Annotated in this window: 14 protein-coding genes; 1 reads left to right on the forward strand and 13 read right to left on the reverse strand. The window is 42.3% G+C overall.

Annotation, left to right across the window (positions count from 1 at the left end; translation table 11 throughout):
- The 13 genes from DWW33_RS07035 to DWW33_RS07085 form a co-directional block, all read right to left on the reverse strand.
- Nucleotides 1-972 (reverse strand): T7SS effector LXG polymorphic toxin (locus DWW33_RS07035; protein WP_199650747.1); only part of this gene is annotated, 972 nt, incomplete at its 3' end.
- A gap of 450 nt (nt 973-1422) precedes the next feature.
- Nucleotides 1423-2214: a sporulation initiation factor Spo0A C-terminal domain-containing protein gene (locus DWW33_RS07040; protein WP_117698818.1), complete on the reverse strand. Its 792-nt coding sequence runs from the start codon at nt 2212-2214 to the stop codon at nt 1423-1425.
- Between the two features lie 114 nt (nt 2215-2328).
- Nucleotides 2329-2514, reverse strand: coding sequence for a hypothetical protein (locus tag DWW33_RS15555; protein ID WP_147326048.1), 186 nt, complete (start codon nt 2512-2514; stop codon nt 2329-2331).
- Entirely contained in the window at nt 2504-3772 is a 1269-nt protein-coding gene (locus DWW33_RS07045) for a Y-family DNA polymerase (RefSeq protein WP_117698836.1), read from the reverse strand. Before DWW33_RS07045 ends, DWW33_RS15555 begins: the two co-directional genes overlap by 11 nt.
- 72 nt (nt 3773-3844) lie before the next feature.
- Nucleotides 3845-4351, reverse strand: a complete 507-nt coding sequence (locus tag DWW33_RS07050; RefSeq protein ID WP_117698819.1) for a DUF2798 domain-containing protein — start codon at nt 4349-4351, stop codon at nt 3845-3847.
- A gap of 123 nt (nt 4352-4474) precedes the next feature.
- Nucleotides 4475-4909: a MarR family winged helix-turn-helix transcriptional regulator gene (locus DWW33_RS07055; RefSeq protein WP_117698820.1), complete on the reverse strand. Its 435-nt coding sequence runs from the start codon at nt 4907-4909 to the stop codon at nt 4475-4477.
- Nucleotides 4910-4974: 65 nt separating this feature from the next.
- Nucleotides 4975-8403, reverse strand: coding sequence for an ABC transporter ATP-binding protein/permease (locus DWW33_RS07060; RefSeq protein ID WP_117841838.1), 3429 nt, complete (start codon nt 8401-8403; stop codon nt 4975-4977).
- 342 nt (nt 8404-8745) lie between these two features.
- Nucleotides 8746-8889, reverse strand: a complete 144-nt coding sequence (locus DWW33_RS15830) for a hypothetical protein (RefSeq protein ID WP_197420839.1) — start codon at nt 8887-8889, stop codon at nt 8746-8748.
- A gap of 33 nt (nt 8890-8922) precedes the next feature.
- Complete coding sequence (locus DWW33_RS07065; RefSeq protein ID WP_117698821.1) at nt 8923-9354, reverse strand: hypothetical protein; 432 nt, start codon at nt 9352-9354, stop codon at nt 8923-8925.
- 318 nt (nt 9355-9672) lie between these two features.
- Nucleotides 9673-12309 (reverse strand): cation-translocating P-type ATPase, encoded by a 2637-nt coding sequence (locus DWW33_RS07070; RefSeq protein ID WP_118639164.1) that lies wholly within the window; start codon nt 12307-12309, stop codon nt 9673-9675.
- A 361-nt stretch (nt 12310-12670) separates the two neighbouring features.
- Nucleotides 12671-16939, reverse strand: a complete 4269-nt coding sequence (locus DWW33_RS07075; RefSeq protein ID WP_117698822.1) for an EAL domain-containing protein — start codon at nt 16937-16939, stop codon at nt 12671-12673.
- A 123-nt stretch (nt 16940-17062) separates the two neighbouring features.
- Nucleotides 17063-18826: a S8 family peptidase gene (locus DWW33_RS07080; protein WP_118639165.1), complete on the reverse strand. Its 1764-nt coding sequence runs from the start codon at nt 18824-18826 to the stop codon at nt 17063-17065.
- 106 nt (nt 18827-18932) lie between these two features.
- The gene (locus DWW33_RS07085) at nt 18933-20165 is read right to left on the reverse strand and encodes a CapA family protein (protein ID WP_117841834.1); all 1233 of its coding nucleotides are present in this window, start codon (nt 20163-20165) and stop codon (nt 18933-18935) included.
- 210 nt (nt 20166-20375) lie between these two features.
- Here DWW33_RS07085 and DWW33_RS07090 point away from each other — a divergent pair, with 210 nt between their 5' ends.
- Entirely contained in the window at nt 20376-20942 is a 567-nt protein-coding gene (locus DWW33_RS07090; protein WP_022244388.1) for an ECF transporter S component, read from the forward strand.
- Nucleotides 20943-21017 lie beyond the last annotated feature (75 nt).

Here is a 21017-nt window from a genome sequence, read left to right on the forward strand (position 1 = left end):
CATTCTTGGGTCTCCTGTTACTCCTGCATAAACATCCTGACCACCTTCTACTGTATTTGCACATCCATATGCAGCTGTGCCTAATCCAATTGCTGCAACTCCCACTGTAGCCACTAAAGGAAGAGCCATACCACAGGTTGCTACGACAAGCATTCCTCCCAGAATCATGGTTCCGACTCCGACAAGTGTTTTCACAATGCCTTCTTCTGTTCTCAGTCGGATAGATTCCTGCCACTGCTGTTGCTGCAGTTCATAGAACTCCTCACAGGAGTTTACCCTGTCCTTCACCTGCTCGAGATATGTACTTAACATTCCATCCATCATCTGTGCCAGTTGGAAAGACTCTGTTGCATTCACAACCGATGCATCATATGCACTGATTGTAGCACTACTGCCACCTAACTGTCCACCAATAATACTGCGAAGATAACCTACCATCATATCGATGGGATACATGTCTGCATGGCTGTGTGCCTCTTCATATTCCCCTATCTGTGTACGGACATTCTGCACTCCGGCAAGCGCATTGTCAAAACAGCTTTCCATACAGGTTGTAGAAAATCTGCCCACATCAAGATAAGCAGACAGTTCTCTCTCAATATCCGCCACTTCCTCTGCTACCGCATCAAAGTCTGACCTGGCTCCCTGGATATTTTCCTCCAATCCCTCCATGGAATCCTGGGACATCTCTGCCATCTGGTCAGAATCAATGTTATAATACCAGTCTGTATAGAGTATAAAGCTGCTCCGGTAGGTTTCTATCGTATCTTTTATCATATTTGCAAGATTCATATGATAATCCCACATATAGCTTCTTACATGCTCTGCTGCCTCTCCATGCATCTCCGACATGGCAGCAATCTCTACAATACTGCTTCTTACCACATCTATCTGTTCTATCCACCGGTCAAGCTGTGCCAGAATCAGTTCCCGAATGCTGGTAATTTCTTCATACTTTACCTGAAATCCCATAACTTTCTCCACTTTTATTATTCTGTTTTTATCCTGTCTGTTATCTATTTTTCCCCTTTTCCATTCGACTTTCAAGGAAAAATATTCGACTTATTTTTGTCTGAAATTCGACTTTTCAGCACCCTATATTCGACTTTTATGCCACTCTTATTTTTATTATTTTTTCTTCCAAATTCCTTGTTTTATGCTGTTTTTCTCAAAATTTCCTTTACCGCTTTCCAGCAGATTCAAGGTCGAGCCAAAAATTTTTTAAGTCGAATTATATATAAAAACCGGTTACACTCATGCACGAAGTACGAATTGGTTGTGCATTTTTACCAATAACTATAACCACAATTTCTTACAATGCAGGGCAACTACGAAAAGCACACTTCGTGAGTTTCTCGCGTAAAAAAAAGAAATCTGAATCTCCTTAGAAATTCAAATTTCTTCTATTTTGTAAGTATTTATTTAATGTAAAACATTCCGCAATCGTCTGACCACACACTGAATATACTCTGTATTCGATGGTTTGTTCTGTATTGAGCCTCTCCATTCTGGATTCTTGAGGTATGATGTCTCCTTATCTGGCTTTGACCATACCCGTTCTATTACATTTCGAATTGATTTTTCCACACCACTTACTGATGTCTGATATACTTGTGCAACCTGCGGATAAACATCATTCGTTATCTGGATTGACGTACCATTGGGAACAGCCAACAGAATCCCAATTGCTCTTGCAAGATATTTGGTTCCTTTTCGGTCCGGCTCAAAACCGCTTTTTATCAGTTCACCCCATGCCAGTACATACTGAATTTCGGTTTCTTCCTGTTCCGTATAGATTACCTTTCTTCCATTATGATATTCGCTTTCTACATCTGCAGTCGTTGGTGCGGTCAGCTTAATTATTTCAATAATTTTCTTTGGTGAAAATAATTCGTTATTTTTCTTATAAACCAAATCTATATCTAACTTATTGATGCTATGCAGAAAATGCTCCGAACCATAATTTGTTGTTACGATAATTTCCGGATGTTTCTTTAACTTCCGTTTCATCTCTATAATGAGATGGATTCCGTCACCTTCTTCTAACTCCAAATTTACAATTACTGCATCTACTTCCTGTTCTGTCAGAATATTGATTGCATCACTCTGCCGCCCCGTTACCGCTACCAATGCAAATTCTTCATCCCGGGCTATTTCTAATGCATATTCCTTGCACAAAAGTTTATCACCTTCTACAAGCATGATTCGAATCATTCTTTCTTTTCCTCCCTCAGCATTCCGATTCAGCTTCCTAGCTGTTTTGTGGAATCTACTCCCTGTATCTATACAATGCTACAGATATATATTTATATCATTTTGTCAAAAAAATCAATACCCTTTCTCTTTTTCCTTCTTCCGCAGTGCTTCCTTAAAGCCCTTCAGGGCATCGAAGGGCATAAACTGCTTGGCACGGTCTTCGATGTCCATTTTCTCTCTTCTCAGATTCTCTCTCTCATTCCAGCCGGATGCGTTTTCCTGCTGTCCGGCTCCCATGGTGTCTCTTCTATACGCCACTCTTATGCCCTCCAATCTGACCGTTTCGTTCTATTGTCGTTGCACTCTCTTCCAAATTCATTCCCTTTAAAATAGCATTCTTACCGTAGCGCTGCTTGATGGAGATTGCTGCACGCTGTGCCTTCACATCCTTCTCTGTCTCTTCCGGATTTGAAAACAAATCAAATTGCTGATAATCTTCTGCCATTACGCCGGTATAAGTCAATGTAATCCGCCGGATATATGCTCCCGGTCTTACAATTCTCCGATAAAGCTGCTCTACATAAGACAGCAGCCGGCGGTTGGAGCTGGTTGCACTGCGCAGCGTTGTGCTTCCCTTCGCCGGTTCAAAGCATTTCTGATTGCTGTAACCGATTACCAGACTGATATGGGATGTTACAAGACCCTGGTCTACCAGGTCAAGGCACAATAAATCTGCCATCTCTTTTACCACCAGTACACCTTCCTCATACTCATAATCCCGCGGCAGCACCTGACCGCTGGAAAAGGATGTATTCTTCGGCCGATATGCCTTGATGTCCGCTATCGTTACCGGTTCTCTTCCCCATGCGTGATCAATTAACAGCTCTGCATCTATGCCAAAAGACTTATATAATAAAGACTCTCTGGCATGGGCAATCTCTTCCATTGTGCAGATGCCCATATTCGATAGACGCTCTACCGTTCCACGCCCCACCCGCCAGAAATCAGTCAGCGGTTTATGTTTCCAGAGTTTCTCCCGGTAGCGTGCTTCATCCAGATAGGCAATCCGGTCTGTCTCATGCTTTGCCATAATATCTAAAGCAACCTTCGCTAAATAGAGATTGGTTCCTACACCACAGGCAGCCGGAATCTTCGTGGTATCTAAAATATCCTGCATGATTGTCCTGCCCAGTTCCACTGCTGTCATCTGGTAGAGATGCAGATAATCCGTCACATCCAAAAATGCTTCATCAATGGAATAGACCTGAATATCTTCTTTTGCAATATATTTTAAATATACGCCATAGATTTCCGCTGCATAATCAATATATAGCTGCATACGGGGTGGTGCCATCTTATATGGAATTTCTTTGGGAATCTGAAAGACACGACACCGGTTGGGAACTCCCATCTGCTTTAACGCCGGTGATACGGCAAGACAGATGGTTTTCTCTGAGCGTTCCGGGTCTGCGACCACCAGCCTGGCAGTCAGCGGATCCCATCCCCATTCCACGCACTCCACCGATGCATAAAAAGATTTTAAATCAATACATAAATAGATTTTATTTCCATTCATATCAATGCCTTTCAAGAACATTTGTTCTTGTTTTATATTAGCACATATGTTTGGATTTTACAAGAGGAATTCTTATACAGGATTTCCACTTTCTGCTTCTAATAATACGGTTCCAACCGGAAATGCTGTCCGAAAAATCTTTCTTACCAACGGACCTGCAATCAGAAGCTGAAACGGCAGTGCCATAATAAAATTCTTTGGAATATTGGTAAGCCAGATAATCAGAAGCATATTCCATGCTCCGCTTTTTACGCAGGCTTCCAGTCCACCGTATAAGGACATGAAAATTACCATCGGAACTACCATACAGCAGGAAACTGCAATCACTTTTTTCGTTGTGCTGCTTTCCGGTTTTACCAGAAAACGAAATGCAAATCCCTTTGCAATTTTAGATACCAGAAACCAATCCAGACACATTGCGCATACATATGCCAGTGGGAATCCCAGCCAGCCTTCTCTTATTACTTCCATATTCAGTGTTCCCATATGCAGTGCTACATTATACATACTCATCCATAACACCATGGAAAAACACATTAACACCGTATAAATCAAACTTTCTCTCTTATGCATTGGCATAATCATTACCTCCATTTTTTATTAAGTCGCAAAGCTACCTATTAGTTCAAAACGAAAGTGAAATCAGAAAAGAAAATTTACACGGTAACTTCCTCCTCTTCCGATTTCACTTTTATTTTATGCTTAGGAAATATTCTGTAACATCATCTCTGTCATTTGCAGAAATGTTTCCATCTGCTCCGGTGTAAAATCCTTACACATTTCTTTTACAACCAGTGCTTCCTTCTTCGCAATCTCCTTATGAATTCCACGGGATTTCTCCGTACAGGATATTTTCTTATAACGCCGGTCATTCTCACTTGGTGCACAGATTAAAAATCCTTTTGCCTCAAGCCTTTTTATAATTCCCGTCATTGTCGGATGTGTCACCTGCTCGATATGTTCTAAGTCCTTCTGATTTACTTCTTCCACTCCATTATCTTCCATCAGACTGACTTCTCCTAATACCCGAAGCTGGACGGCAGTAATTCCGATTTCTTCTGCCCATTCATCCATTTTGCGACGGAATGCCCGGTCTATAATTGCAATCCGAAGTCCAAGCGGCATCTTCACTGCCATAATTTCACTCCTTTTAGGTAGCTTTGCTACTTATTATAAATGTTTTTCAAAAAATGTCAACCTCATTATTCCGTCCGGAGTGCTGTTACCGGGTCACTCTTCGATGCTTTCTTTGATGGGATCAGACCACCCAGAAGTGTCAAAAGGATACTGAGTAAAATCAGCACCAGTGCCGGAACTACCGGAAGCACCGCACTTACATCGGTTGTATTTGCAAGATTATGGATAATCGCATTGACCGGAATAATCAGAAGCAGTGTAAATCCGATTCCAATCAGTCCGGCACACAGTCCGATAATAAAGGTCTCTGCATTAAATACCTGGGAAACGTTCCGCTTCGATGCTCCGATAGCTCTTAGGATTCCGATTTCTTTTCTTCGCTCTAGCACACTGATATAAGTAATGACACCAATCATAATTGAAGATACCACCAGCGAAATTGCCACAAATGCAATCAGTACATATGTGATAATATCCACAATATCGGTTACGGAAGACATCAGCGTTCCTACCATATCGGTATAGGTTATCACCTGCTCGTCCCTGCCTTCCTTTTCCATGCGGTTATTGTATGCATCTAAAATTTCTACCACATGCTCCTTGCTTTCAAAATCCTTCGGATAAATATTAATTCCGCTTGGCACTGCAAAATCCACATAGCCTAATTTCTTTAAGTTATTCTCATAGGTTGTTCCGGTTGCAGAACCCATAGACATCAAAAGCTCTGTCAGCTCATCCTCATTCATATTAATCTGAAATGCATTTAAAAATGCTTCTTCATCCACCTGCATGCCGGATGCCATGGCACTTTGCAGCTTGTTTCCCATCTGTGTCACTGCCTGCTGCATATACTGCTGTATTGCCGTCATCATCTGCTGCTGTACTGCGTCCACATTCATAACATTCGAAAGTCCGGCTGCAATTCTCTGCTGACCATCTGCTGTATTCAGATATGCTGCAAAAGAATCTCCCAATTTTGCCGGGTCAGGTAATCCATTATTCTGTGCATAAGTCTGATAACCTGCAAATAATTCAGAAGACAATTTCTGCATCTGCTCCTGCGTAATCTCAATATTTCCACTACCTGTAAATATCTCAGATGCCCACGCTGTTATGATTCCCTGGGCTTCCTCTGTCTGCAAATATTCTGCTAAGTACTCATCAAATTTCTCCGGGTCGGTATAACCATGGTCTATGACATACTGCTGATATCCACCCATAATCTGCTGGATGAGGCTCTGTATCTGCTCCGGTGTAATAGTTACCATGCCATTTGTCGTAATAATCTCTTTGATATTATCGGATAAAATTTTCCGGGCTTCTTCCGTATTTAAATAGTTCATAAAATACTGGGACAGATTCGAATAATCTGCCTGCGGATTATCCTTTGCATACTGCTGGTAGCCCTCTAAGAGACTGCCTGCAATTGCCTGCATTTCTTCCGCAGAAATTGACTGACCCATGGAAAAAGCATCCACGGAAAATTCTTCGGACAAATCGGCACTTCCCATATCCCCCATAGAATTTTCCAACCCGCTTAAGGCACTTTCATCAAAGGAAAATGCTTTTTCCAATGCTTCACTGTCTACGGTAAACAATGACTGCATATCAAATCCGTTTTCCTTATCTACCTCACCAAACGCTTCATTGGTAAAGACATTTACGGATGGATTTGCAAGCTGCTGTTTTACTATCTCACTCTTTGCCGATTCCTCTGCCACATGCTTTGTCAGAGATTTTGGATATGCAATTCCTGTATTTAAGGATGCGGCATTACTTCCTTCTGCCGGCTGCACCACACCTACAATCGTAAGCTCTTCTCCATCTGCCACCAGTTGTTTCATAAAGTCTTCATTATCCGACTTATCCTTCCAGACCTGATACTCTTCATCATAAGTATAATAATCCGCACTGTTCACCAGTTTAAACTGGATTCCTACCAGATCCTTATAAGTATAAGTTCCAAAATCAGATGGTGTCTCAATATTTTCCTCACTGGCAAACTGCTGTATCATCTCGTCTAATTCCAGCGGGTCACGAAGACCTAATGTATACAGTAAAAAGTCACTAATTCCGCCATTGGAAGTAAGCACCACCACACACTCATTATAATTTTCCGGCCAGCGTCCTTCCTTAATATCATACTGCTTTTCATATAACTTACTGTTTTCCGGCATCTCATAAAAAACATCCGTGCTCATCATGGATGACATCAGACTATTGGAACCAGATGAAGATCCAAGACCTACTGCATCAAAAGATTTGTCCGGATTTACCTGACGTATCCCGTCTTCATTTTCCTTAAAAATCTGCGGACTGATATTATAAGTATACTCCACCGCTGTAGTATACTGCTCAATTCCACTGTCTCCTTCATCAAGATACTTTTTCAAAGCCTCCAGGTCATTAGATGCCATCGTGGAAAACATATTGGTTACCATCTTAATGACTTTTACTTTATCCCCGGAATTTTCTTTATCTGTTTTGGCATTTCCGTCATCACTTTCCGTATTCTTTTCAGAATCTGCCATTCCAAGACTCATGGATGCCAGACTGAATCCCGTACTCTGAATCTGCAGCGGATACTCGGATAAGGTCTCTTCCTCTACATTTTTGATGTATTTATTTACACCGGTAGAAAGAGATAATATCAGTGCAATGCCGATAATTCCAATAGAGCCTGCAAAGGAAGTCAGCAGGGTTCTTGCCTTTTTCGTTTTTAAATTATTAAAGCTTAAGGACAATGCCGTAAGAAATGACATGGAGGATTTTCCCATGTTTTTATGCTCCGGTTCCTTCAACATTGCCTCATCCACTTCATAAGGATTGGAGTCAGCACGAATTTTTCCATCACTTAATCTAACAATTCTGGTAGCATACTGCTCTGCTAATTCCGGGTTATGGGTTACCATAACTACCAGCCGGTCTTTTGCCACTTCCTTCAGCAAATCCATGACCTGCACACTGGTGTCACTGTCTAATGCTCCCGTCGGTTCATCCGCCAGCAGAATATCCGGGTCATTGACCAAAGCTCTTGCAATGGCTACACGCTGCATCTGTCCACCGGACATCTGGCTTGGCTTCTTGTGTAACTGGTTTCCCAGTCCCACCTGCTCTAATGCCGCAACGGCTCGTTTCTTCCGCTCTGCCTTACCGATACCGGAAATGGTCAATGCCAGTTCCACATTTGCAAGTACCGTCTGATGGGGAATCAGATTATAACTTTGAAACACAAAACCAATGGTATGGTTCCGGTAAGAATCCCAATCCCTGTCCTTGTATTTCTTCGTGGATATTCCATTGATAATCAAATCTCCGCTATCATAACGGTCGAGTCCTCCGATTATATTAAGCAACGTGGTCTTTCCCGAACCACTCGGTCCGAGGATTGCCACGAACTCATTATCCCTTAAATTTAAGCTGACATCATCCAGTGCCTTCTGCACCAGACTTCCGGTCTTATATTCCTTATAAATGTGTTGAATCTGAAGCATATGATATTCTCTCGTTTTCCATTTCTTATTTTTCTATTTTACTTTTTCTTTCTCACTCTGTTTTTTATATTACCTTATTCCGAACATTTTTACATCTCACTTTCGAAAAATATCATGGTTTTCATAAAAATTTTAGAAATACCCGTAAGTGCATAACAAAGAATGTGCCTTGGCACATTCTAGCGCCTGCGGCGGTCGCTTGCGACATCTACCTTATACGCCGCAGTGCGCATCCTCGCGGAGTGTTTTTTACTTTACAGGAAAGCAATTTCCTGTAAAGTAAAAAGAGAATTCTGTTTTCTGACCTGCTGCCAGATTCCAGAATCCTCTTTTCTTTATCTTCTAATCAAATAATCCAATGTGATATTTTACCTTCCGGCAAATCTTCCATACCAGAAGTACCGGCATTGCCAGTACCAGATAAGCACAGGAAAGAATTCCTACTCCACCACCTAAGATTATCATAATCCAGATAAAAATATTCATTTCTTACACCTCGCATATTATTATTTTATGTATTTAATATGCGGGTGCCAATGCTTCCTTCTTTCCGTCCGCCTTCCGCTCAAACCTTGCTAACATCAGGCTCCTTAGTACATTATCGCCATGCTTCTTCCGATTCCTCTGAATACGTCCCATAAAAAGCTGTGGCAGCACCACCAACAGCAGCCAGAACATCATTCCAATATTTCTCCTATGGTTCGCCAGTCTACCGCTGCAGCCTAGTGTCAATGCCGCAATGCCTGTATTCTGCATCTGCTCCTCTCTGGATAACATCTTATCCGGAGTATCTAAAAGACGTGCATTCTTTAATTCTATGTAATTTACTGCAAAGGCTTCTTTCTCTGCCGGGGAAACCTGTTCTGTTCTGGTGGATGCGCCTGCAATGGCTACCAGAAACAGGATGCTCCACAGCAGTGCCAAATGCCTGATTATCTTTTTCCGATACATCTGTCTCATTCCTTACCCTGTGATTAAGCTTAGTATATGTCGCAGGACAGCTTCCGTCAAGAGTTGATGCAGCCAGATGGGCTAAGGACAGAGAGAAAAATACAAGCATGAATTTGCGCCGGTTGCCAGCCGAAATCAAACACAATATCGAAATTCTTATGTGCCCTTGCAGATTCCAGTTTGCATCCGCTTCCGACGGACAGATGGGGTGAGCAGTCAAAGCAGCGGAAAGACAATTTATTATCAGAAAAAACACTTTCAAGAACGATAACGCATTTCATCAAAAATTTCTTCCCGGACACCGGCTGCAAATTTGGCTTATTTTTTTAACTCTCTCACTCCTCTGACCATCTGGATGACAACGGTCGGAAGTGCTGCCAGCAGAATAATCTCAATCACAGCAGGACAGGACAATGATTCTACTGAAAATAACCCCCGCAGCGGCGGTACAAAAAGCACCAGTCCCAGCAGCACACTTCCAGACACAAATGCAAGGATACTGTATGGATTTCCGGTAAAGCCCAATGCAAAAATGCTCTTGTTTCCACGACAGTTAAATCCATGGAAAAGACGCGCCATTGTCAGTGTTGCAAATGCCATAGTGGATGCCATTGCCGCACCTTTTCCATTTCCGATATAAAATGCTGCCATGGTGGATACCGCAATGCATAAGCCCTGCAACATAATTCGCCGGAATGTCTCTCCAGATAAAATTCCTTCCGATGTCTGCCTTGGTTTTTCTTCCAATAAACTTGCATCCTGCGGTTCCACGCCAATGGCAATTGCCGGAAGGGAATCTGTCAGCAGGTTAATAAACAGTAAATGCACCGGAGCAAATGGAACCGGAAGCCCCAAAAGGGATGTATACAATACAGATAAAATTCCTGCCATGTTGCCGGAAAGTAAAAATAAAATAGCATTTTTTATATTACGGTAAATGTTTCTTCCGTTCGTTACTGCTTTAATAATCGTAGCAAAGTTATCATCTGTTAATATCATGGCTGCCGCATCCTTTGCCACTTCCGTTCCGGTTATTCCCATGGCTACTCCGATGTCTGCCTGCTTTAATGCCGGTGCATCATTTACACCGTCTCCGGTCATGGAAACGATATTGCCCCTCTTCTGCCAGGCTTTTACAATCCGTATCTTATGTTCCGGTGACACTCTCGCATAAACAGATATTTTATCAATCTTTTCTTCCAGTTCTTTTTCCGGGCAGGCATCCAGCTCTGTTCCGGTTAATGCCAGGTCCCCCTCTTCATAGATTCCAATACGCTTTGCAATCGCAACGGCTGTGATTTTGTGATCTCCGGTAATCATTACGGTACGGATTCCCGCCCGCTTCGCATCTGCTACTGCCTGTATGGATTCTTCCCTTGGCGGGTCTGCCATGGCAGCTAATCCTAAAAAGGTAAGTCCATTTTCATTTTCCACCGTCAGTTCTCCCCCGGACTTCTTACATGCAAATGCCAGTACCCTGAGTCCCTTTTCAGAAAAATGCTGATTCTGCTTCTGGATTTTTGCGATTTCTACATTATCCATCGGTCTTATCTCTTCTTCATATGCCACATTTATGCAACGGTTTAAAAGGACATCTACTGCTCCTTTTGTAAAAATAATTTCTTCTTCGCCACGCAGCCGGTATTTACTGCTCATGCATTTCCGTTCAGAATCAAATGGAATTTCTTCTAATCTCGGAATCATATTTCGAATCGTTTCTTCCTGTATGGTAAGCTGCCCTACATTTTCCGTTCTGTCCTGATTCAGGCGGACTTCGTGGAACATTTCCAACAGGGCAGACTCTGTCGGATCTCCCAGTACTTTTCCATCCGTTATGCTGGCATCATTATTTAAAATAGCATTGTATAAAAAAAGCCTTTGCAGGCTGGACTCCAAGGTCATCTCATCCGGTTTACAAGTCATACCATTCAGATAAACCTCTTCCACATGCATCTTATTCTGTGTCAGTGTTCCCGTCTTATCGGAGCAGATTACCGATACACAGCCTAAGCTTTCCACAGCTTTTAATTCTTTGACAATGGCGTGCTCCTTTGCCATTCTCCTGCTTCCCATTGCCTGCACAATTGTAACAATAGAGCCTAATGCTTCCGGTATTGCCGCTACTGCCAGTGCAACAGCAAACATCATGGCATCAATGACCGGCATCTTCCGGTAAATGCCAAGACAAAAGACCAGTGCACAGATTGCCATAATCAGTATTGCCAGCTTTTTGCTGAAAGAATCAAGACTTATCTGAAGCGGAGTCTTACGCTCCTTCGTCTGATTCATCAACCCGGCAATCTTTCCTAATTCCGTCTCCATTCCTGTTGCTGTTACAAGTACCTCCGCTCTTCCATATGTTACAAAGCTTCCGGAAAATACCATATTTTTCCGGTCTGCCAACGGTACTTCTTCCGGCAATACTTCTTCATTTTTTTCTACATTGACAGACTCTCCTGTCAGTGAGCCTTCATTGACCTGCAGGGAATAATTGCGAAGAATTCTTCCGTCTGCCACAATCATGTCCCCTGCTTCTAAGATTACATAATCCCCGGGCACAATCTCTTTGGATGCAATCTCCTGACGTTTTCCATCCCGGATAACCCGGGCCGTTGGTGCCGCCAAATCCTTCAAACTATCCAGTGATTTTTCTGCCTTCCTATACTGTATCGTACCAAGAACAGCATTCATAAGTAATACCAGAAAAATTACGATAGTGCTCTCAACATTTCCGGAAAACATGGAAATAATTGCTGCAATAATCAGTATTATTACCATCAAGTCACAAAACTGGCTTAAAAACACCTGCAGCAGACTCTTATGTCTGCCCTCGCTCAGCCGGTTTTCGCCTGTCTCTTTTCGTATTCTTTCTACTTCTTCTTCTGTTAATCCTTTTTCCCGAAAGCCAAACATTTCTTCTAACTGCTCTTTCGTACAATTCCAATATGCTTTCATATACGCTTAACCTCCTGCTTTTTATGTTACCGGGTATCAACCATGCGCAACAAAGAATGTGCCTTGGCACATTCCCGCGCCTGCGGCGGTCGCTTGCGGCATCTACCTTATACGCCGCAGTGTGCATCCTCGCGGAGCGTTTTTTACTTTACAGGAAAGCAATTTCCTGTAAAGCAAAAAAGGAACGAGCACTTTTACCGCATCAAAATAATACGGTAAAAGTCTCGTTCCTCTGCAGTGTATATTCCGGTTATCCCTCTTCAGATAACGTGATGACGAAAAATACAACACCGGCTATCCGGTGCGAACTACTCCCTGATACGCCATCATCATAACATATACCTTTTGTCTCCGTCAATGCCTATTTTTCTGACTCTTCCCAGTAACAACAGGTATCCTTTCCTTTATGCTTCGCTGTATACAAAGCTTTATCTGCCTGCCTGATACTGTCTTCATAGTTATAGCTGTCTTTTCTAATCAGGGTGATTCCAACACTGCAGGATACCGGAGTCGGAAGCTTCTCCCGCAGCTGTTCCTGCATCCGAACCAGTCTCTTATCCAAGGTTTTCTTTGAGCCAAATCCTTTAAACAATACTACAAATTCATCCCCACCAAGTCTTCCTATATAATCGGTACAGCGGAAGCTTTCATGAATGGTATCCACAAAAGTACGCAATACTTTATCTCCATATGGATGTCCCTTGGTATCGTTAATCTGTTTAAAATTATCAATATCCAATATAAGAAGTGCACACACTTCCCCTTTCTTTGCTTCTTCTAATACATAATGGCTGGTATATTGTTCAAATATCCGCCGGTTCAGTACGTTCGTCAACGGATCGGTATTGGCTGCACGCTCCTGTTCCTGCTGACGGCGTTTCTGTCCATCTATATCCTTAAGATACAGCAGTGCATACATATTTTCTGTTACCTGCTCCTGAAATACATGTACGGTAAGCTCCATCCAGTGGTAACTTCCTCTTGCCATCCTTCTGCGAAGCTGATAATTCACAGTAGCCGTTCCACTGTTATAATTATAAACCATCTTTTCCTGCTCTAATACATCATAGCATCCAAACTGGTCTTCCTCTAATACCAGTTCATCAATATGACGGTTGAAAACCTTCATATAATTTAATGCTTCCCGCTCGCCCTCTGCTACGTAATCTTTCCAGAGTCCACCACTGCTTTGAATCTTACCATTACTCAGGTCTACCTCAGCATATGCCACGGTCTCCGACAGCATTGCCTGATAAAAGTCCTCTCTCTGTAAATATTTTAACTGGATATTCTGATGATCTTCAATCTGATAAATAGTAACTATCCTCAAATTTTCATCCTGTTTCTGGTCTCCGATTTTACAGATATCCAGACGGAACCATTCAAACTCATCCTGCTTGTTTTTTAAAAGAATTTCTAATACCTGATCCTCTTTTCTATATTCTACACCGGTAAACGCTGCATGAAATACATCCCGGAAATGGGGATGTACCATTCCATCCTCCCAGCTTTCCGGAAATCCAACCTCTTTTAGCTGATTTCCCTTTAACATAGAACGATTTGTATGGAAATAAATGGTATGTTTCTTCTCATTATACTCCATACGTTCATATTCCTGACTCTTTAAAAATTTTTTCCGAATCATATCATTATTGATACGATGATATCCTTTTAATGTATAGACACCATTTTCCTGATGACCAAGCACTCCAACACAGCGTACTGTCACTTTTCCACGTTCCGGATGATTCCAGGTATATTCCATCTCAATAATCTTTCCGGTTGTAATAATATCATGTAATGCATTCTGTACATAATCGTAATAACCATCACTGATGTTATCATACCAGAACCTGAAATATTCCTCGCTGTTCATAATGTCGTCTATGCCCAGAATGCTGCGCATGCTCTTATCCACATACAGACGGTTCTTTCCATTGACCGTATCCAGTTCCAGCGTCCACAGTCCCAGTTTTACAGACTGTAATATATTTTCCTCCTTCAGCATACCCGTCATACGGGCTATCATCTCACTCTTTACATCCATCATTCCGTCACGAATCAGTATATTTGAAATAAAAGGACGTATTCTGGCAAGAAAAGTCTTATCATTTGGGCGGTATTTCGGATTATCCACACCAATAAATCCAAATAAATGACCTTCATTTAACAATGGAAGAAGCATCAGCCTGCGTATTTCCTGATGCACTAATATTTTCCACAAATCCGGTGCTGACTCCCGATACATATCCACATCTTTGATAATAACCGGTCTGTCTTCCTTCAGACTGCCAATCACCAGTTTTACCCGGTCACCCGGTACCGATGCCAGATAAAGCTGCTGGCTCTGAATCTCATTTTCACACCACTCACAGACATTACTCCAGCTATCTGCCTCTTTGGAATATAAAAAGATATAGCAGCGGTCTGCCTGATAAAATTCCCCGGTATGATGAAGAAGTTCACTGATGATATCAGCTTCATTTTCTTTTTCTTTCGCCTCTTCCAAGGCTTTCACAATGCCCTTTTCCACTTCTAACTGTTCTTCCAGCCTGCTCATGGAAATATTGATGGTATTCATGTCAATACCTATCTGAAGGCGTGCTGCCTTATTGCCCCAGTTTACTAATTTATCCTTCATCAACATCTGGGTTCCTAAGAATTCATTATTTGCATATCTGGTCAAAAACTTCTTATGCTTTAATTTTGCCATATTACAATCTGGGCACGGTTCTTCCCTGCCCTCTAATACCTGATAACATTTCTTGCCGGCATAATCACTAACGCCGCTGATTCGTTGTCCGGCAGAATTCATATAATATAACTCATAGCTTTCCGCATCTATGACATAGACCATCTCTTCTAACTGGTCTAATATCGCTTTATAATCGGTACCGTCTCCTGCTTCCGGCAGAATCACTGTACTATTCCCACAATCTTCCTGCCACCGTTCTTCCTCTACATGTCCAAAAATATACTGTTTTTCAAACAGCTCTTCTTCAATCGGTTTACTGAAATAGAACCCCTGTAAAACTTCAGGTGCAAGCTCTGCAAGTGTCTGTAATTCCTCCGGTGTTTCTACCCCTTCACATACTACCCGGATCTGTGCACTTCTTGCCAGTTCCAAAATATTACGAAGAAGCCGGTAATTGTATGCACTCATATTAATCCGGCTGACAAAGCAGCGGTCAATTTTAATCTCATCAATTGCCAGACTCTTAAGATAACTTAAGCTGGAATATCCGGTTCCAAAATCATCCATGGAAATCTGTATACCACGCTTGCCCCACTGATAAAATAACTGATTGTATTTGGTATAATCCTGTAACTGCATGCTTTCTGTCAGTTCCAGAATAATAGCTTCTCCGGGAATTCCTTCCTGTTCTAATAAATCATAAATGTACTGGCTTAAATCCGGCTGCTGTAACTGTATATAAGAAAGATTAATACTCATACGGAATTCCGGATTATAACGCCGCCACTTTGCACACTGGGCAATGGCTTCCTTTAATACCCATTTTCCCACCTGCACAATCATTCCGCTCTGCTCTAATATTCCAATAAAAAGATTTGGTGACACCACCCCATGATATTTTGAGCGGAAACGGAGCAGTGCCTCTGCTCCCACTACTTCATAATTACTCATCCCAATCTGTGGCTGGAAGAGAAGATAAAATCCATCACACTGGTTGCGGATACTCTTTCTGATTTCTTCTGTTAAGTCAATAACCGACAACTGTTTCTCATAATCTTCTGCTGAGAAAAGAATCAACCGGTTCTTACCGCTCTTCTTGGCACGGTCCAGAGAACTTTCCGCATAGTTAAACAGTGTATTGGCATCCTTGATTCCGGACATCGGATAACAGACTGCACCTGCTGAAAAGGTACAGTTCTCCATCATCTTCATCTGTATATTCTGGTATACCTCACGCACAGCCTCCATATCATATCCCACAAAATTAACTGCAAACCGGTCACCATCCAGACGATAAATTTTTATGTTTTCATCAATACTGTTTTCCAGAAGAGCCGCAATCCTCTTTAAAATAAAATTACCATGGCCTCTTCCATATTTCGTATTGATATTTTTAAAATTATCCACACCAAGGACAAGCAAAACACCTTCTTTTCTGCTGTTCAGCATTTCATCCAGATGTTCCATTAATTTAGTACTATTAAAAAGTCCGGTAAGTGAATCTGTCTTTCCCAAAAGGACAGTATCTGATGTTCTTCCCACCATTACATAAGGAATCCCGGTCTCATCCAGTTCAGCTTTTCCACGACAGCTGATCCAGACCAGATTGCTGTTTCTGTCTACCAGCCGGTATTCCAAATCATGTATCAGGCTTTTTCCAGAGCAGATAGATTCCATATCATTAACCCACTGGTTTAAGTCTCTTTCATATACAATATCTTTCCAGTCATCTATGCCGCAACTGTTGTTTTCATCCATGCGCAATGCATATCTCTTTGATATATCATTGCTGGCGAAATAAAATTTACCCTCTTTTAAATCTGCCAGAAATAAATAATCATCGGTACTTTCACTTAATAACTGCAGAGTCTGGTAACATTCCGCAAATCCTTTTTTCCCTTTAAACAATTCATCCAGCGTATTCTTCTCCTGCATAGCCCCTCCAAAAAATATATATTTTTCTGTCTATACATTCCTTTCTGCATTATTTAATTGTACATCAAATTATCGTTTTTTACAATATTTATTCAGAAAAGTGTCATAAAAGTACAACCGTATTCATCCAGCATCCGATGGCAGACTGTCCGCTGCACACAATACACCCCAGCCCAGCCTTGGATTTGGGAAAAAGGAATATCCCGGCAGTGGTCTTGCTCCCCGGATGAGATATGCTTTTATTTTTTCCCCATATAAAAAAGCATCATGTTTCTCTACAATTCCCCATTGCATAAAAAGTGCTGCCGTCCCGGTTACAAATGGCGTTGCCATTGAAGTTCCGCTTCGTACGGTATAACCGCCGCCTGGTGCACAGGATTCAATGTCCACCCCTGGCGCACAGATGTCCGGTTTCACCTGATTGGTCTCTCTGGTGAACCCTCTCCCGGAAAAGGCTGCCACCTGATTATATCTTGCATCATAGGCCCCCACCGAAATTACCTTATAGGCAGTGGATGGAATTGTAAGCGTTGTCTCTTCTGTGGGATATAAAAATCCGGTTGCTTCTCCGATGACCGCAAGGGAAGGCAGCCACATATTATAGACCCCGGTTACAATCTTTTCCGGTATCAGCGTTATTTTATAGATTCCGCTGTCGATATAATTTTCCACCGGAAGAAAATCAAAATAGATTTCCTGAAAAGGACTGAAAGGGCTTGGTTCTCCAAAATATAATAAAATCTGCGTTCCTTCGATAGTAAATCTCTGGGGGCCCTGCTGCTGCCGGATAATCCCCACCGTTTTCCCACTGGGATGTGTCATCCGGATGGAAAAAATATCCGCATAGGATTTCCAGATTTGTAAGCTTAACGCAGGCTCATATTCTCCTACTGCAAATTCCACTTCCTGTTCTCTTCCCATTACAAGCTGCCCGGAGGTATGCCCTCTGGCACTGCCTTCATTTCCGGTGCCAATCACCAGAACCGATTTCCAGTAATTTGCCATATCAGATAAATAGGTTTCAAGAAGAGAGGTTCCATCATGGGAACCATAGGTATTGCCAAAGCTTATATTTACTGCCACCGGCTGCTTAAGTTCCAGTGCTTTCCGGAGAATATAATCCATTCCAAGCATCAGCTCTGTTGTCCTTGGAAAGGAATTTTTTCCCGGTGTGCCAAGCTTTACCACCAGCAAATCACTTTCATATGCCACGCCCCGGTTTCTTTCATTGGATGATCTTCCATTTCCCGCTGCGATTCCTGCCACATGGGTTCCGTGCCCGGATAAATCCCGGCTGGGGCAGATACGGTACCCCTCCTGTATATCCTCCTGCTGCAATGCATCATTAATTATATTCCGGTCATATTCTGTCCCGAGCCGGAATCCGGCCGGTGGATTTCCTGCAATGGTCTGATCCCAGATTGCCAGAATCCGGCTGCTTCCATCTTCCTTTCTAAAATCCGGGTGTCTGTAATCGATGCCACTATCTAAAAATGCCGTTATCACACCTTTCCCACTCAATCCCGTTCCCCCTAACCCCATTTTTCTTGTATAAAGGGACGTAATGCAGGAGGCTCTGATTCCCTGCTGTACAGAGAAAAAGAGCCTCTTTGGTTTTTCCATATATTCAATTTCTGTCCGGTCTGTTACCGCATCCATCAAAGCCTCCGGCAGCCGGATAACTGCATATTCATTGCTCAGTTCTGTAACTTCAATATCCGGAAATATCTCCTCTAATTTTCTGAGACTTCCGGTATATTTTACAATGACTTCCCATGTGTCCGTTTCTTCCTGATATCCTACATTTAAGTTTAAGGACTGCAGTCTTTCCTCTTCCGTTGCATCCAGTGCCAGATTCAGTAAGTTTTCCCGTTTCGAACTGTTCATTCCATCTCCCGGCAATTTCTTTTATTACTACTCTATCGCAATCCTGTATTTTTATGCACTTCTTTTCAGCTTATTGTACCAATACTGTTTCATACTCTGCTGTCTCTTATTGTGGTGTTACGGTTCCGTCATCCTGTACCGTTACGCCAAAGGAAATGCTGTTGATATAGTCATTCAACTGCTGCTGTTCTAATTCATTCATCTGTCTGGTCTTTCCATTTTCTGCCTTTGCTCCCACCAGCTTATAAGAAATTGCACCATCCTTATCCACTACCATTTCCACTGCCATGGTGCGCTCAATGCTGCTGCCAAAAACAAAATTGCCAAGGCTGTAAAACACCGGCTTTCCGTCGATATATTCAATGCCCTGCAGACAATGGGAATGTGCACCAAACACTACATCTGCACCGGCTTCAATATATTTCTGTGCCAGTGTTCTCTGATATGCCTCAGGTTTTTCCTGATGTTCCAAGCCCCAGTGGACATAAACCACCAGCACATCACACTGACTGCGCGCTTCGGCAATGGCATTGACAAACCGCGTTTCATCATAAGTAGAAAGGACTCCCGGTACTGCGCTTTCTACATTCCAGCCGGCAACCGGAAGTACACGGGATGCTGCAAGAAATCCATACTTTTTCCCATTTACTTCTATTACCTGCACTTCCTGCGCCCGCTCTACGCTGTCCCCTGCTCCGGCATATAAAATGCCCTGTCCATCTAATGTTGTAAACGTATCACTCAATGCTTCCCTTCCATAATCGAGGATATGATTATTTGCCAGAGTGACCACGTCCACGCCCATTTCCTTTAATGCTGCTGCATAGGATGGGTCTGTGCGGAAGGTATACTGCTTGTCCTCCATCTGGGTGCCCCGGTTACTAAACGGAAATTCTTCATTTACCATGGTAATATCTGCATTTACAAGCAGCTCTTTCATGCCATTATCTATGACAGCATCTATGCCTCCGGCATCATAGTTTGTTTTAAAAGAATTGGCAAAAAGTACGTCTCCGGTAAACATCAGTGTTGTATCTTCTGTTACATCCGTTGTTTCTTCATTTTTTTCCGTATTCTTATCTGCATCTTCAGAAGCTGCATCCTTTCCGGCTTCCGCATCATTTTTACCGTCAGTTTTATCACTGGTCTTTAAATCGGATTCTCCATTTTTATCCTTGCTGTCTTCTGCCGCTTCTGTCCCTGCTGTTGCGGCAGTCTGCCGGCTGTCCTTCTGGCGGATGCTTCCACCGTGATGGGCTGCATATATCATTGCTGCACCCAGCAGAATCACACACACTATAGAAACTATATATAATGCAATCCGAACTTCTTTCTTCATTATTTTATCTCCTTTTTTGTAGTCATGTTTCCGTGACTATTTTACCAATGAATGAGCATTTCGGCAATCGTTAAAATTTGTATACTCCTTTTGCCTTTAAACTGGCATGGTCATATTTGTTATATCTGGCTATTTTAATCAAACCACATTTTACATATGATAGGGAAAACGATTTGCAGATCACATACCAAAGAAAGGATTTACTTTATTATGAAAAATACAAAGAAAATGGTTACTGCGGCCTTGCTTGCTGCATTTACCTGCATTGCAACTATGATTATTAAGATTCCTACACCAACTTTTGGATATATTCATTTAGGAGACGGACTGGTACTCCTATGTGGTATTATCTTAGGACCTGGAATTGGTGCACTTGCCGCTGGTATCGGCTCCATGTTTGCTGATATTTTCTCCGGCTATATGACCTGGGCTCCTGCCACTTTAATCATCAAGGCTCTGACCGCATGCATCGCCGGACTTCTGTTCCACAAACTGCGGCTTAACATTTCTTCCAAAGCTAACCGCAGTGTCCGCGTTGTTATCGGCGGTATCGTAGGTGAGGCTCTTATGGTACTTGGCTACTTCCTGTTTGAAGCAGGTCTTGCTGCATTTGCCAGCGGTTCTTTCTCCTCCGCTGCTCTTGCTACCGGAATTGCTTCTTCTGCTGCAGGTATTCCATTCAATATCGTCCAGGGTGTTGTCGGCATTATTCTCTGCCTGATTCTGCTCCCGGTTTTAAGTAAAATCAATGATGTAAATGAGTGGGTTTCCAAGTAAATAATTTTATAAAAAATGATAGCAGGCAATGTCTTTTCACATTATCTGCTATCATTTTTATGCTGGCAGCCCGCA

Source organism: Roseburia sp. AF15-21 (assembly GCF_003479505.1).
In the GTDB taxonomy this organism is placed as follows: domain Bacteria; phylum Bacillota; class Clostridia; order Lachnospirales; family Lachnospiraceae; genus Roseburia_C; species Roseburia_C amylophila.